This window comes from Bradyrhizobium sp. USDA 3397, from assembly GCF_054060965.1.
This window is the reverse complement of the sequence record NZ_JBSSDS010000001.1, coordinates 1,667,784-1,682,181: the sequence shown is the minus strand read 5'-3', so window position 1 is coordinate 1,682,181 and position 14,398 is coordinate 1,667,784. Positions and strand designations below refer to the sequence as shown.

Sequence of the window (14,398 nt, the reverse complement as noted above, 5' to 3'; positions counted from 1 at the left end):
AGATGCACGCCGAACTTTATACCGATGGAATCGAAGAAATCACCGTCAGCGGAACCATCGTCCGCGTCGATCTGGTCAGTCTTTCACCGACAGAGCGTGACGCCAACAACGCCCCGAAGCGCGTATTTTCTCAGCGGCTGATCTTCTCGGTCGAATCCTTCGCCAACTCGGTCGACGTGATGCAGAAGGCGCTTCAAGGCCTGGTTGATGCGGGCGTGGTCCGGCGGAACCAGCCAGCTCAATCGCACAACGGTGCGTCGGGAGTACGTGATACGCTGGCGCCCAACACACGGTCTTTGAATGTCTCTTCGAACTTCCGCTGACATCGATGCCGCTGGCGGCGCGAAGGATCATGTTGCGGACGCGCCCGCGCCCGAATTGTCGACCCAGACGGCGTTGGAATGCCTGTCCAAGGTTTCCAGTCACCATGGCATAGATCTGCCGGTCGAACGCTTGAAGCATGCGTATGCGGTAGCCGGCCCGCTCTCGTTGAATCTCCTGCTGCGCATGGCGAAGGATGCAGGCCTGCGCGCGAGGAGCACGAAGCTGGATTGGGGCGCGCTGATTCGTCTTGGAGAGGCCTATCCGGCGCTCGCGAGGCTCGCCAATGGCAACTGGATCGCTGTCCTTGGTGCAGGACAGCGAACTGATGGCACCGAGGTCGTCAGCATCTTCGACCCGCTCGCCGACCGCAAGCACGAGGTCTTGGTTGTCGAGCGCGATCGATTCTGTGCGCAGTGGATCGGTGACGCGATCCTGATCAAGCGCGAGCAATTGACACAGGATGGCCGAGGAAGTTTCGGCCTCCGGTGGTTTGTGCCGGAACTGCTTCTTCAATGGCGGCTGTTCAGGGACGTCGCCATTGCCGCCATCCTGCTCTATGCGTTGGGCCTCGTCATCCCGATATTTTTCCAGCTCGTCATCGACAAGGTTTTGGTTCACGAGAGCTTCACCACTCTGTACGTACTCGCGGCAGGAGCGGCCGTAGCGCTCGTCTTTGACGCGATATTCGGCTTTCTGCGGCGCTACTTGTTGCTATATGCGACCAACAGGGTCGACATTCGCGTTGCTACGAAGACGTTCGGTCATCTCCTCGGGCTGCCGGTCACGTTTTTCGAGCACATGGCCGCCGGGGTCCTGGTCAAGCACATGCAGCAGGCGGCGAGGATCCGTGAGTTTCTGACTGGGCGCTTGTTTCTGACGATCCTCGATGCGCTTTCGCTATTCGTCTTCCTGCCAGTCCTTGCGCTTTATAGCGTCAAACTGACTTTGATGGTCCTGGCCTTCACCGCCATGAGCGGCGCCGTCGTCGGCTTGCTTATGGGTCCATTTCGGCGACGACTGTACGATCTGTACCAAGCGGAAGGTGCGCGGCAGGCTCTCCTCGTCGAAACAGTTCACGGCATGCGCACCGTGAAATCGCTGGGGATGGAGCCAGCGCAGAGCAGAGTTTGGGATAGCCGCTGCGCGCAGTCCGTGACCATGCGATTCGGTGTCGAGAAGATCTCCGCAGGCGCTCAGGCACTTACCGGGCTTCTCGAGAAGATCATGACGCTCGGAATCATCTCCGTCGGGGCACTCGATGTCTTCGCCGGCGAAATGACAATCGGCGCGTTGGTCGCCTTCAATATGCTGGCCGGCAGGGTCTCCGGACCCCTGGTTCAGCTCGTGACCATGGTGCACGAATACCAGGAAGTGGCTCTTGCCGTCAAAATGCTCGGCGAGGTGATGAATCAGAAGCCTGAGCGCGACGGTCGGAAAGATGGGCTGCGGCCCGACCTTGCCGGCAAAATCGAGTTCGAAGGTGTCTCTTTTCGCTACGGATCCGAGGGATCGCCGGCGCTTGATGATGTCTCCTTCACTGTCGAGCCAGGATCGATCTTCGGGATCGTGGGACGGAGCGGCTCAGGCAAGACGACTCTCACCAGGCTGATTTCGGGCATGTATCCGGTGCAGCAGGGACTGCTGCGCATCGACGGATATGACTCGCGGGAGCTCGACCTCGCGCATCTGCGCCGAAACCTTGGGATTGTCTTGCAAGACAATTTCCTTTTTCGTGGGACGATTCGCGACAATATCGCCTGCGTGAAACGTGATGCCACCTTTGCCGAGGTCGTCGCTGCAGCGCAGCTCGCAGGCGCCGACGAGTTCATCGAACGGTTGCCGCGTGGCTTCGACACCACGCTTGAGGAGGATGCCTCGAACCTGTCCGGCGGGCAGAAGCAGCGGCTCGCGATCGCGAGAGCTCTGATCGTCAATCCAAGGATATTGATCTTCGATGAAGCGACGAGTGCCCTCGATGCCGAAAGCGAAATGATCATCAGGCGCAATCTCCGCCGTTTGGCGGCAGGACGTACCGTTATCGTCGTTTCGCATCGGTTGTCGATGCTGACCGAAGCAAGCCAGATCCTGGTGATGGACCGCGGCCGAATCGTCGATTTGGATCGCCACGACCACCTGCTATCGAAATGCACCATCTACAGGCATTTGTGGAATCAACAGATGAAGCAGATTGCATGAGGGAGACAGGGCCATCACGCGCGGATGTGAAGCCGAACGGACTTGTTCCGGCCAGATCTGTCGAGCGCCGCCGCAAGCTATTCAGGCCAGGACCGAGGCGAGCGCCAGTCATCGCCGAATTCCAGTCCGATGCGACCGAACTCGAGCAGCAAGCGCCACCGCGGCTCGCGCGTTTCACCCTCTACAGCGTACTTGCACTGATTGCTTTCGCGGTCATCTGGGCTTCCGTTTCGCAGGTGGAGATGATCGTCACGGCGCAGGGAAAACTCACCACGACGCGTCCCAACCTGGTCGTGCAGCCGTTGGAAACGTCGGTCATACGCGAGATCCACGTCAAGGCCGGTGATCGCGTCAACCGCGGCGACGTTCTGGCGACCCTCGATCCGACGTTCTCGCAGGCGGATTTCGACCAACTGCGCGGCAGAGTGGCTGGATTCGATGCGTCGATCGATCGTCTGAGCGCTGAATTGAATGGAATCGAGTATACCGCCAAAGAGCTGACGAATGCGGATCAGATCCTGCAAGGCAAGTTGTTCCTGCAGAGGAGAGTCGCCTACGAGGCGCAGATCCAGAACTACGACGCACAGATCGCTTCCGCGCAAGCCAATCTCAAGACAGCACAGAATGAAGAGGCGGTTCTCCTTCAGCGGCTCGACACGATGCGTTCGATTGAAGCGATGCGAACCACGCTGATGGATAAGGAGGTCGGTTCGAGGCTGAACTTCCTACTGTCTCGCGATGCACGACTCGAGGTCGAAAGCAATCTGGCGCGTGTTCGCGGCAGTATCGCCGATAGTACCCATCGGCTGGAGAAGGCCCGCGCCGACCGAAAAGTATTCGCCGAGGAGTTGCGTCGCACCACTTATCAGGAACTGGTGGAGACGTTGCCGAAGCGCAATAGCGCAGCAGAGGAGTTGAAGAAGGCCGAGCTCCGTCGACAGTTGATCGTACTGCAGGCGCCGGCAGATGCCGTGGTGCTGGATATCGCGAACCGGACAGTCGGCTCGGTTGTTCGCGAAGCCGAAACGCTGTTTGTGCTGGTTCCGCGCGACGTGCCGTTTCAGGCGGAGGTCAACGTCGAGGGGCGGGATATCGGTCAGGTGGCGCTCGGACAGTCGGTTCGGATCAAGTTCGAAGCGTTTCCGTTCCAGAAGTATGGAACCGCAACGGGAGAAGTCCGCGTCATCAGTCAGGATACGTTCTCGCCGGATACGAAGGCCGAAGGTGCGCGCCGCGCGCCAGCTCCCTATTACCGCGTACTGGTCGATTTGTCGGACACGCACCTTCGGCTGCCGGCTGAACGCATTCAACTGATTCCGGGTATGGCGGTGACGGCCGAACTGAAAGTCGGCAAGCGCACCGTGATCTCTTACTTCCTCTACCCATTGCTGCGCGGATTGGATGAAAGCATCCGGGAATACTAGGCAATTCAGCGTAGATGCCGGCCGCCGGTCGCACGTCCATCGTCTGGATGGATGTTCCTCGCCCAATAAAATCCCTCGCACAGAAGCGTGATCTCCAAACGCTCAATGTGTTGCTTGTCTGTCTACCCGCCGCCTGAGAGCACCGGCCTTAGCAATACTTCGTCCAACGTCCCTCAGCTGGACTCCACTTCAGGAGTCGAAGCATGCCTTCGGGGTGGCGTTACAGGCAATTGTCGAAGAATGCTGCGCGCGCGTCGGGAGCGCGTGGTCGGAACTTGCATCGAACCGACGGAGCGAGTCGCGGCGGCTGCGGCAAGAGCGCCGCACGCTGTCCAGGCTAGATTTAAAATTATTATTATTTATCTTCTTGAAAATAGCCTCTCGCGCGGTACTATAAAATAATAATTAAACTGAAATTCAATTGAATGAAACAGTTTTCTGCGAGGCTGCGGTGCGTGCGTGGATGGTGCGATGGTCCTTCGATACTCAAGGTATGGCCGGCACGGTCGATCTCGCGAGCGCGGTTGTGGGCTGGCCGGCGTACGACATCTTCGCAGGCGCAGAGGGCGTCGCCTCGTATGTAGTTCGACCGCGAATGGCGGGACCGCATTTGTCAGGAGCCAAGGCGCGTGTGGTGGAGGTACGTCTCCTCGTTCGCATGTCAAACGCATCTATGAAGGATCCGCGTTATGATCTTCGTAACAGTCGGTACGCAAGTGCAATTCGACCGTCTGATCCGAACGGTCGACGAATGGGCCGGTGCACACGCAGGAAGCGATGTTTTCGCTCAGATCGGGCCATCAAACTATCCATTCAGGCACATCCGTACCGAACGATTCATTGACCCAAGTCGATTCAAAAGTTGCGTCGAGGCGGCAAGCGTGGTGATCGCTCATGCAGGCATGGGCTCCATTATCACCGCCCTCGAGCTCGGAAAACGAATCATTGTCATGCCACGTCGTGCGTGCCTGGGTGAACACCGAAACGATCATCAGATCGCAACGGCAAAACAGTTCGCTGCGCAAGGCCGTATCGAAGTCGCTTTCGAAGAACGGGAATTAACGGAGAAATTGGATCAATTGGACATCGTCAATCGATGCGAACGCCTCGGTGGTGAAGCATCGCCGCAGCTGATCATGGCAATTCGGACTTTCATCGAAACGGGACATGTTCGTTCCGGACCTAACAGCGCTTCAGCTTAGGCGGTGGATATGAAGTTACAATACGGCCGAGCTTCTTCTCCTCTCCAGTCGTGCCGTAACGATGACGGAGACCTCCGCCTAAGCCAGCAACGAAGATTGCCAGAAAAAGCGCACAGCCATGCTCGGCGTCGCCATGGCAACCGTGAGCTGGAATGTCCTAGACACACTGAGCGTCTGTCCGCGTTCATTTGGCCGCGTAGGCCACCGGTGTGGCCATCGCCAGGACTATCGAACTAACCAAGCAAGTTGAAAACCTCACGCGAGTTTTGATCACTGGTGCAATTATGTCGAGCGATACAGTTGGAATTGGGGTTATCGGATACGGCTATTGGGGACCGAACCTGGTCCGCAATTTCGCTGCTCATCCTTCGGTACGTCTAATCGGCATAAGCGACCTTGATCCGGAGAAGCTCGCGACCAGCAAGCGTCTCTATCCGGGAGCGATAACGACGTCCTGTTACGACGAACTGTTCAAGAACCCGGCCATCGATGCCGTGGCCATCGCTACGCCGGTTCATACACATTATGAATTGGCGCTATCCGCGCTCAAGGCAGGAAAGCACGTTCTGGTTGAAAAGCCGCTGGCACAGAATTCAGATTTGGCCCGACGCCTGATCGATGAGGCGGCTCGGCGCGGTCTGATATTGAGCGTGGATCACACTTTCGTCTATACGCCAGCCGTGCGGAAAATCCGCGAGCTCTTGCTTAAGAAAGAGCTCGGTGAAGTCTATTACTACGACAGCACGCGGGCCAGCCTTGGCCTGTTCCAGAGCGACGTCAATGTGATCTGGGACTTAGCGGTGCACGACATTTCGATTATCCACCATATCTTGGATGAGAAGCCTGTTGCAGTTTCGGCGACGGGATCGTGCCATGTGGCCGGCTCGCCGGAAAACATGGCCCATATCACATTGTTCTTCGATAGCGCATGCGTTGCCCATATCAGCGTCAACTGGCTCTCGCCAATCAAGGTCCGCCAGACGTTCATTGGAGGCAGCAAGAAGATGATCGTCTATGACGACCTTGAACCGACGGAAAAGATCAAGGTGTATGACAAGGGTATCACCGTGGACGGCCCCTCCGACCACGCCCATCAATTCCGGATCGGTTATCGGGCTGGCGATATGTGGGCCCCCCACGTCGCCCCTAAGGAAGCGCTGCAGGTCGAGGTCGAGCATTTCGTCGCTTGTGTGCGCAATGGGACGCCATCGATCTCGAGCGGCATGTCCGGACTGCGGGTGATCGAGGTCCTGGAGGCTGCATCTCGGTCGATCGCCGAACACGGCAAGCCAGTCCTACTGAAGCGGCAGGAGTACAGGAGTCCGGATCGTGCGACGGCGACGGTCTGAAGCATTGGCAGGCGACACGCTATCCGCGAACAGCGCGACGGTCTCGCGATGAATTCGGTAGAACGTTCCATCCTGTTTTCAGCGGCCGATCGCTATGGCAGCCTTATCCTGGTCTTCGTTGCCACCGCTATCCTCGCTCGTCTGCTTTCGCCGGCAGAATTCGGGGTCTACGCAGTCGTCACTGCCATCACGACGGTGATTGGCGCATCCTTTTTTGAGTTCGGGGGCGGAAACTACCTGATTCAGAAGCGTGAATTATCCACGGCGGACGTTCGCTCCGCGTTCACCATCACGCTCGGAATATCGGTAGCAATTGCGCTTCTGCTGTTCGTGCTTGCGAGCCCGCTCTCGGAGCTCTTCGCCCAGGACAGTCTCAGAAAGGGCATACAGGTGTCAGCGCTGAATTTCGTTCTAGTCCCGTTTCACGGAACCATATCTGCTCTGCTCCGCCGCGACATGAAATTCGGCACGCTGGCCGTGTGCAACCTGGCAACCGGGGCGGCGACTGCGCTCACATCGATCGTGCTTGCGATGGCGGGATTCAGCTACATGGCGCCGATCTGGGGCGGATTGGCGGGGAGCATTGTATTCACCGTGATGCTGCTAGCCAATCATCGTGACTGGGGCGCGTTGCGTCCATCGCTGCTCGGGCATCGCGAGGTAGTCAACTTCGGTCTTTACTCCAGCGCGGTCAGCGTCATCAATCTCATCTACAATCTGGCGCCGCAGCTGCTGCTCGCCAAGATCCTGGATTTTGGATCTGTCGGTCTGTACACCCGGGCTACCAATCTGACACAAATGTTCGACCGGCTCGTCGCGCAGGCTCTAAGTCCTGTCATCATGCCGGCGATTGTCGCACAACGCAGGGCAGGGGCGGATCTGAAGGCCGTCTATCTCGAGGCCGTTGAACTCCTTTCGGCTGTGCAGTGGCCGTTCTTGATTTTTGTCGCGCTCATGGCTCGGCCGATCGTTCTGATTTGGCTCGGGCAGACGTGGCTGGAAATAGTTCCTTTGGTCCGCATTCTCTGCATTGCAAATCTCGCGCTATTCGCGGCTTGCCTTACCTATCCCGTGTTCCTCGCGGTCGGAAGCGTGCGCGACGCCTTGGTGTCTTCGCTCATCTCGCTACCACCTTCGCTTCTGGTGGTTCTGTGCGCGTCGTTTTTCGGCGTAGAGGCTGTCGCAAGCGCGGCCCTCGCAACACTGCCGTTCCAGGCAGCCGTGGTGATATATTTCGTCAAACGTCATCTGGCCTTCAGTTCAGGGGAGTTTTTCCGCGCCTCTCTGAAGAGCGGCCTGGTGACGTTCACTATGGCCCCCGGTGTACTGGCTTGCGCCGCGTTGATCGAAGTGGGCATGCTAACTTCCCTGACCGGCCTGATACTCTCGTTCCCCATTGCCGGCCTCGGCTGGTGGTGCGGATTGATAATGACCGACCATCCGCTGCTGCATCAGCTTCGCCACCTTGTAGACGGGCTCCTCCGGAGTGCGCCGAGGCTGCGTCGATCACGTCCGGCATAATCTGGAGAACAACCATGCCCATAACGAAGGATGTAAAGCTCGGCCGTGACGTCAGGATATTTCATCCCGAGTTGGTCAACCTGTATGGTTGCACCGTTGGCGACGAGAGCAAAATTGGAACCTTCGTCGAGATTCAGGCGGGGGCAAAGATAGGTGCGCGTTGTAAGATTTCGTCGCATACCTTCGTCTGCGAGGGCGTCACGATCGAAGACGAAGTTTTCGTGGGTCACGGCGTGATGTTCACGAACGACAAATATCCGAAGGCGACAACCGCAAATGGTCGTCCTCAGCTGGCTTCGGACTGGACACTTCAGCGCACTCACGTCGGCAGGAGAGCCTCCATCGGCTCGAACGCGACCATTCTATGCGGCGTGACGATCGGAGAGGGGGCCTCCGTAGGTGCGGGAGCGGTCGTGACAAAGGACATTCCCCCCGGCGCAGTCGTGGCCGGCGTGCCCGCTCGGATTCTGTCCGCTGCTGAAGACGGGGTGCCAAGCGGTCGTAGCTCAGCAGAGTCGCTTCAGAAAGACTATCACCGGTAATATATATTCCGCTTGAATTAGCGCTTGATTAAATTTAATAGGTGGATTTAAATGGCCAATATAATCTCGGTCAAATCAAGGCTTTGAATCTTGATACCCTTCCTGGACCTGAAAGCGCAGTACAGCCAGATCAAGCCGGAAATCGACGCCGCAGTGGCGAGGGTCGTCAGTAGCGGGCTCTTTGTGCTCGGACCCGAGGTCACAGCCTTCGAGGAACGTTTTGCAGACTATTGCAGGACCACCGCTTGTCGCGCGGTGAACAGTGGCACCTCGGCGCTTCACCTTGCTCTGCTGGCGGCCGGCGTCGGATCCGGTGACGAAGTCATCACGGTCTCCATGACGTTCGTCGCAACAACCGCAGCTATTCTCTACAGCGGCGCCAGGCCGGTATTTGTCGACGTTGACCCGGTAACATGGACGATGGATCCCAGCTTGATCGAAGCTGCGATCACGCCGCGAACCAAGGCGATTCTGCCAGTTCACCTCCACGGGCTGATGGCCGACATGGATCCGATAATGGCCATAGCGCGTCGTCACGGGCTGGTGGTCATTGAGGACGCCGCGCAGGCGCACGGCGCGGAATATCGCGGACGTCGCGCAGGCTCGATCGGCGATCTGGGATGTTTCAGCTTTTATCCGGGCAAGAACCTCGGAGCGTTTGGCGAGGGTGGGGCGGTCGTCACCGACCGGCCTGAATTCGCACGCCGCGTATCCCTGTTGCGGGATTGGGGGCAGGAGGCGAAGTACGACCACGTCATCGCCGGATACAACTATCGCATGGACGAAATCCAGAGTGCGGTACTGAATGTCAAGCTGGACTATATTGAGCATTGGACGGATGCACGTCGGTCGCTGGCTGAGCGATACAATGCACTGCTTTCTGGTCTTCCATTCGCGCGTCCCCAGCCGCCCCAGTACGCCCGCCACGTGTATCACGTCTATGCGGTCAGATCGGAGCGCCGCGACGACGCGCTGAAGCGATTGCGTGATGCCGGGATTGGCGCCGGGATTCACTATCCCGTCCCGGTGCATCTGCAGAGGGCATATGCAGAACTCGGCTATCGGGCCGGTGATCTCCCCGTCACTGAGATGCTCGCGAACGACTTCCTCTCTCTTCCCATCTATCCCGAGCTGCCGCCGGAACGGACGGCCGAGGTTGTCGGAATATTGAGGAGTGGGGCGCTGCAGCCTAGCGCGGCCATCAGCACCCGGTCGGAGCATCCACAAAGCTTCACATGGTCCCACAACAGGAGAGCGTTTTGATCGATATCAAGGGTAAACGCGTTCTGGTCACCGGCGGGGCGGGATTTATCGGCTCCCACATCGTTGATTTGCTCTGCGACGAGGGCTGCATCGAGATTGTTGCCCTCGACAACATGATCAGAGGCCGCCCGGAAAATCTCCGGCGGGCGCTCGGGCGTGGGCCCGTAAGGCTGGTTCACGGCGACATTCGCGATCGCAAGCTGATGGAAGCGTTAGTCAAGGCTGCCGACATCGTCTTTCATCAGGCCGCGCTCCGCATCACTCATTGTGCGGCCGAACCGCGCCTGGCCAAGGAGGTCATGGTGGATGCCACCTACGACCTGCTGGAGCTGTGCATCAAGCACGATATTGAGAAGATCATCGCGGCCTCTTCGGCATCGGTATATGGAATGGCCGAGGAGTTTCCGACGACAGAGCGGCAGAATGCCTACAATAACCGAACCCTCTATGGGGCCGCCAAGGCGTTTAACGAAGGGCTACTGCGGGCTTTCAACGATGCATGCGGCCTCGACTATGTGGCATTCCGGTATTTCAACGTCTATGGCAGCCGGATGGACATCCACGGACGGTACACCGAGGTCTTGATCCGCTGGATGGAGCGGCTGGAAGCCGGATTGCCTCCGGTTATCTTTGGCGACGGCCGTCAGACCATGGATTTCGTCCACGTCCGTGACGTCGCGCGTGCCAACATCCTTGCCGCCAGGGCAAAGATTACCGATGAGGTCTTTAACGTCGGGAGCGGCACTGAAACAAGCCTGACCGAGCTGGCCAAGGTGCTTGCCTCGGTGATGGGGCACCGCGGCCTCACGCCCGAATTCGCGCCGGAGCGCTCGGTCAATCCGGTACCGCGACGGCTGGCCTCGACGGGTAAGGCAGAGCGTTTGCTGGGCTTCCGCACCACGGTATCGCTGGAGCAGGGGCTCGCAGATCTCGTGAAATGGTGGCGATCCGAGCGCGAGCTCGCTTCGGATCATCAGCGGCAGGCGGCGGCATCGTGATTCCGATCGCAGCGGCGCGCCCGGCCGTTCTCTCTGCTTGGGCGTCGGAGCGTTCGAGGGCGAGGCGGAACGCGCGGCCCTGCCATCCGGCTAGGTTAGGTAGAGTCCGCAGACGGGGGTGAGCACGGGTTCGCCCCTGTTGTCGGCTCGGTCGATGCCTGTGCCGCGCCCCCGCAAAGCCATCGCCTGTGAGGCTGAACCACCCCATGAGGCTGATCGAACCTGTGGCAGCCTCAGAGAGGTACGCAAATTTGATCGATCTCGACCGGACCATTCATGATTTCGATCGTCGTCCCAGCCCACAATGAGAGTTCTGTGATCGCACGGACGTTGAGGCAATGGGTTGGCAACCCAGCTTCGGACCAGATCCGTGTGGTCGTCGTCTGCAACGGGTGCTCAGACGACACTGCGAACGTCGCCCGGCGTTTCGGCCCAGCCGTCAATGTTGTGGAATCGAACATCGCAAGGAAGACCCACGCTCTGAACCTTGGCGATCAAATCGCGGACGCTTTTCCGCGGATTTATGTTGATGCCGATATTCTGATTACCGTTGATGCCATTCTGGCTTTGGCAAGACGCCTCGATGAAGGTGACGTTCTGGCGGTTGCGCCTACAGCCGACATCAATCTGGCAGGGTGTTCCTGGCTCGTCCGTAAATACTTCGGAATCCGGTCACGGCTGCCATCTTCGCGGGAAGGTATCGGCGGTTCTGGCGTCTATGCCTTATCTGAGGCGGGACGCAAGCGGTTCGGCCAATTTCCAGACATCACCGCTGATGACACCTTTGTTCGACTTCAGTTCAGACCAGAAGAGCGGGAGACACTGCCCCGCGTTAGGTCCACGGTATTCGCCCCACGCACTCTGCTGCAGCTTATCGCCGTCAGAACTCGTGCCTACAGGGGAACATTCGAGCTCGCCCGGCGCTTTCCTGAATTGCGCGTCAACAAAGGACCGGCGAATGGCCGGGCCCTCATTGCGCTGTTCAAGGAACCTCGCTTATGGGCCGGACTCTTGATTTATTGTGGGGTCAACATTGCTGCTCGCTGTAAGGCTACCCTGGGCTCCCGACGTGGAGCTCATCCTTGGCAGCGCGACGAAACTTCCCGCGCGATGCTACCAGATTCAATCAAATAGGATTGTAGTTGAGTGGCCGCATTGCAGGGAATCGGACGTTGCGGGCATATAAATCACTTGATTATAAATGGCGGCCTGTTAATTTAAATTTAAATATTAAATGCAGGCGTCGAGGACCCGATCCGTTCATGGGAGCTTGCGAGCCTGCAGCGTTCGAGGGAGGCCAGCCCATGCTTCTCAGCCCGGTCTTTCACCGCAAGCCGTTGCTCAAGAACAACACGCCGCGGTCACCCGGCACTCGGCCGAAACTGCTGGCGGTCTCTTCGGGTGGGGGCCATTGGGTGCAGCTGTTGCGAATCAAACCCGCCTTCGAGCATTGCGAAGTCACGTTCGTTACCGTCCACGACTCCTATCAAGCGCAGGTGCCCGACCACAAATTCTACCTTGTCAATGATGCTAACCGGTTGACCAAACTCGCGCTGTTGAAGGCGGCGCGCAGAATGGCCTGGATCGTTTGGAATGAAAGGCCGGACATTGTCGTTTCGACGGGTGCCGCTCCGGGATATTTGGCACTACGGTTTGGACAAATGATGGGTGCGCGCACTATCTGGCTCGACAGCATCGCCAACATCGAGCAGCTTTCGATGTCGGGCGACCGTATTGGTCATTGCGCCGACCTCTGGCTGACGCAGTGGCCCCATCTGGCGCGACCTGAGGGACCTCATTACACAGGCGCGGTGCTATGAGTTTCCTGGCGGTCGGAATGCCGTCGCAGCTGGACCAGCAGCTCCATGTCTTCGCGCACCGTGATTTCTCGTGACGGCATTGCTTGCATGATTACCTCAAGCTTGAAAGTGGATGATAGTCATGCCTCCTCGAGGGGGACTGGATCGCGGCTGCCCCCGGGCGACCATCTGCGCTGACGCGGTGGTGTCGCGTGACGTTCGGCTAGGCGACCGTAGTGCGTGCGCGTCGGCTGCAAGGAAGGCAGGTTGGCGCCTGAAGCTGCCCCCGACAGTGGCGGACATCTACATTAGATTGATTTATTATCTTTGGGTTTATTGACTTAATATAATAATCTATGACAAATAAATCGCCACACCGCATCGCGCTCCAGGATAGGAATAGTCCTTGATGCCCTTGTCAGGTTTGAAAGCTCAAGATCGTCGGGCCAGTTCTGAGATCGATGTAGCGCCAGGTCCGGGGGCGGGGGTTGGTCTGGGCGGCTCGCCAGCAGGAGGGCGATAATCCCATGATTCCAATCGCATTACCGTTCGTTGCTGAGGAGGAGGCCGACGCAGCTCGCGCAGCTGTACTCTCCGGCTGGGTCTCGCAGGGCCCACAGGTGGCAGCCTTCGAGCGCGATTTTGCGGCCCTGGTTAGTGCGCCTTATGCCTGCGCCGTTTCCAACTGCACAACCGCCCTGCATTTGGCGCTCGTCGCCCTGGAGATTGGGCCTGGCGACGAGGTCATCACGGCCAGCCACTCGTTTATCGCCACGGCCAATTGCATCCGGTATTGCGGCGCGACTCCGGTCTTTGTCGACATCGATCCCGGTACATACAATATCGACCCTAAGCGGGTTGCCGAAGCGATCACTCGGCGCACACGCGCGGTGATCGCCGTCCACCAGATGGGTATGCCCTGCGATCTGACAGCCCTCGCCACGCTGGCCGATCGCCAGGGCATCATCTTGATCGAGGATGCGGCCTGCGCCGCTGGCAGCCAGATCCGAGTGGATGGCGGCTGGGAGCGCGTCGGCAAGCCGCATGGGCGGATCGCATGCTTCTCCTTTCATCCCCGCAAGGTCATCACGACCGGCGAGGGTGGGATGCTCACCACCTCCGATCCGAAGCTCGACCATAAGTTCAGGCTGTTGCGCCAGCATGGCATGAGCGTTCCGGACATCGTGCGGCACGGCTCACAGCAGGTGATCTTCGAGGACTATCTGGTAGTCGGCTACAACTACCGCATGACCGATATACAGGCCGCGGTCGGACGCGAGCAGCTCGAGCGGCTGCCTGCACTGGTATCTCGACGCCGCGCGATCGCGGCCCGCTATCGAGAAATGCTCGGCAATTTCAGAGGCCTGAGACTGCCGATCGAGCCCGAATGGGCGCGGTCCAACTGGCAGAGCTATTGCGTTGGGCTGCCGGACCGCGTCGACCAGCTCAAGATCATGCAAAGCCTGCTCGATCAGGGCATCGCGACTCGACGCGGCATTATGTGCTCGCACCGGGAAGCGCCCTACGCCAAGGACAAGCACCGCCATGATCTGCGGCACTCCGAGTTCGCGCAGGACAATTCGATTCTGTTGCCAATTTACGCGCAGATGAACGAGGAAGATCAGGAGCGGGTCGCCTGCGCGTTGCGAAGGGAGCTCCAAGCCTCTGCATTGTAATAGGCCGCGTTCCTCAAGGCCCAAGACGCCCTGTGCGCTCTTCATGGCGCGTCATCGAGCAAGTTACGGCTTAGGCTCTTCAAAGTGCGGATCCACAATAGGCG

Annotated in this window: 12 protein-coding genes; all 12 read left to right on the top strand. The window is 58.6% G+C overall.

Translation table 11 applies throughout. The features are described from left to right. Nucleotides 1–2: 2 nt before the first annotated feature. The 12 genes from ACVWYQ_RS07850 (at nucleotide 3) to ACVWYQ_RS07795 (ending at nucleotide 14,294) form a co-directional block, all read left to right on the top strand. Nucleotides 3–323: a hypothetical protein gene (locus ACVWYQ_RS07850; RefSeq protein WP_404540495.1), complete on the top strand. Its 321-nt coding sequence runs from the start codon at nucleotides 3–5 to the stop codon at nucleotides 321–323. After that, nucleotides 301–2,520, top strand: coding sequence for a peptidase domain-containing ABC transporter (locus ACVWYQ_RS07845; RefSeq protein WP_404540497.1), 2,220 nt, complete (start codon nucleotides 301–303; stop codon nucleotides 2,518–2,520). The genes ACVWYQ_RS07850 and ACVWYQ_RS07845 overlap by 23 nt, the downstream gene beginning before the upstream one ends. Next, entirely contained in the window at nucleotides 2,517–3,944 is a 1,428-nt protein-coding gene (locus ACVWYQ_RS07840) for an HlyD family type I secretion periplasmic adaptor subunit (protein ID WP_404540500.1), read from the top strand. The genes ACVWYQ_RS07845 and ACVWYQ_RS07840 overlap by 4 nt, the downstream gene beginning before the upstream one ends. Before the next feature lie 689 nt (nucleotides 3,945–4,633). Continuing rightward, the gene (locus ACVWYQ_RS07835) at nucleotides 4,634–5,146 is read left to right on the top strand and encodes a glycosyltransferase (protein ID WP_271540793.1); all 513 of its coding nucleotides are present in this window, start codon (nucleotides 4,634–4,636) and stop codon (nucleotides 5,144–5,146) included. A gap of 284 nt (nucleotides 5,147–5,430) precedes the next feature. Continuing rightward, nucleotides 5,431–6,495 (top strand): Gfo/Idh/MocA family protein, encoded by a 1,065-nt coding sequence (locus ACVWYQ_RS07830; protein WP_271540854.1) that lies wholly within the window; start codon nucleotides 5,431–5,433, stop codon nucleotides 6,493–6,495. A 48-nt stretch (nucleotides 6,496–6,543) separates the two neighbouring features. After that, on the top strand, nucleotides 6,544–8,016 hold the full coding sequence (locus ACVWYQ_RS07825) for a lipopolysaccharide biosynthesis protein (RefSeq protein ID WP_404540503.1): 1,473 nt from the start codon (nucleotides 6,544–6,546) through the stop codon (nucleotides 8,014–8,016). A 14-nt stretch (nucleotides 8,017–8,030) separates the two neighbouring features. Then, on the top strand, nucleotides 8,031–8,558 hold the full coding sequence (locus ACVWYQ_RS07820) for an acyltransferase (RefSeq protein ID WP_271540795.1): 528 nt from the start codon (nucleotides 8,031–8,033) through the stop codon (nucleotides 8,556–8,558). Between the two features lie 90 nt (nucleotides 8,559–8,648). Next, nucleotides 8,649–9,821 (top strand): DegT/DnrJ/EryC1/StrS family aminotransferase, encoded by a 1,173-nt coding sequence (locus ACVWYQ_RS07815; RefSeq protein ID WP_456725565.1) that lies wholly within the window; start codon nucleotides 8,649–8,651, stop codon nucleotides 9,819–9,821. 5 nt (nucleotides 9,822–9,826) lie between these two features. Continuing rightward, a complete protein-coding gene (locus ACVWYQ_RS07810) occupies nucleotides 9,827–10,819 on the top strand; it encodes an NAD-dependent epimerase/dehydratase family protein (protein WP_271540856.1) in 993 nt (330 codons plus the stop codon). Between the two features lie 276 nt (nucleotides 10,820–11,095). Further along, on the top strand, nucleotides 11,096–11,953 hold the full coding sequence (locus tag ACVWYQ_RS07805; protein WP_271540797.1) for a glycosyltransferase: 858 nt from the start codon (nucleotides 11,096–11,098) through the stop codon (nucleotides 11,951–11,953). Nucleotides 11,954–12,123: 170 nt separating this feature from the next. Next, complete coding sequence (locus tag ACVWYQ_RS07800) at nucleotides 12,124–12,639, top strand: UDP-N-acetylglucosamine--LPS N-acetylglucosamine transferase (protein ID WP_404540507.1); 516 nt, start codon at nucleotides 12,124–12,126, stop codon at nucleotides 12,637–12,639. 506 nt (nucleotides 12,640–13,145) lie between these two features. After that, nucleotides 13,146–14,294: a DegT/DnrJ/EryC1/StrS family aminotransferase gene (locus tag ACVWYQ_RS07795; RefSeq protein WP_271540800.1), complete on the top strand. Its 1,149-nt coding sequence runs from the start codon at nucleotides 13,146–13,148 to the stop codon at nucleotides 14,292–14,294. The last annotated feature ends 104 nt before the right edge of the window (nucleotides 14,295–14,398 follow it).

Excerpts from the sequence above, each read along its gene's own strand:
- ACVWYQ_RS07805 (WP_271540797.1), top strand. The coding sequence starts at position 11,096 with ATGATTTCGATCGTCGTCCCAGCCCACAATGAGAGTTCTGTGATCGCA.
- ACVWYQ_RS07850 (WP_404540495.1), top strand. The coding sequence starts at position 3 with ATGCACGCCGAACTTTATACCGATGGAATCGAAGAAATCACCGTCAGC.
- ACVWYQ_RS07840 (WP_404540500.1), top strand. The coding sequence starts at position 2,517 with ATGAGGGAGACAGGGCCATCACGCGCGGATGTGAAGCCGAACGGACTT.
- ACVWYQ_RS07820 (WP_271540795.1), top strand. The coding sequence starts at position 8,031 with ATGCCCATAACGAAGGATGTAAAGCTCGGCCGTGACGTCAGGATATTT.
- ACVWYQ_RS07795 (WP_271540800.1), top strand. The coding sequence starts at position 13,146 with ATGATTCCAATCGCATTACCGTTCGTTGCTGAGGAGGAGGCCGACGCA.
- ACVWYQ_RS07830 (WP_271540854.1), top strand. The coding sequence starts at position 5,431 with ATGTCGAGCGATACAGTTGGAATTGGGGTTATCGGATACGGCTATTGG.
- ACVWYQ_RS07825 (WP_404540503.1), top strand. The coding sequence starts at position 6,544 with ATGAATTCGGTAGAACGTTCCATCCTGTTTTCAGCGGCCGATCGCTAT.
- ACVWYQ_RS07845 (WP_404540497.1), top strand. The coding sequence starts at position 301 with ATGTCTCTTCGAACTTCCGCTGACATCGATGCCGCTGGCGGCGCGAAG.
- ACVWYQ_RS07835 (WP_271540793.1), top strand. The coding sequence starts at position 4,634 with ATGATCTTCGTAACAGTCGGTACGCAAGTGCAATTCGACCGTCTGATC.
- ACVWYQ_RS07800 (WP_404540507.1), top strand. The coding sequence starts at position 12,124 with ATGCTTCTCAGCCCGGTCTTTCACCGCAAGCCGTTGCTCAAGAACAAC.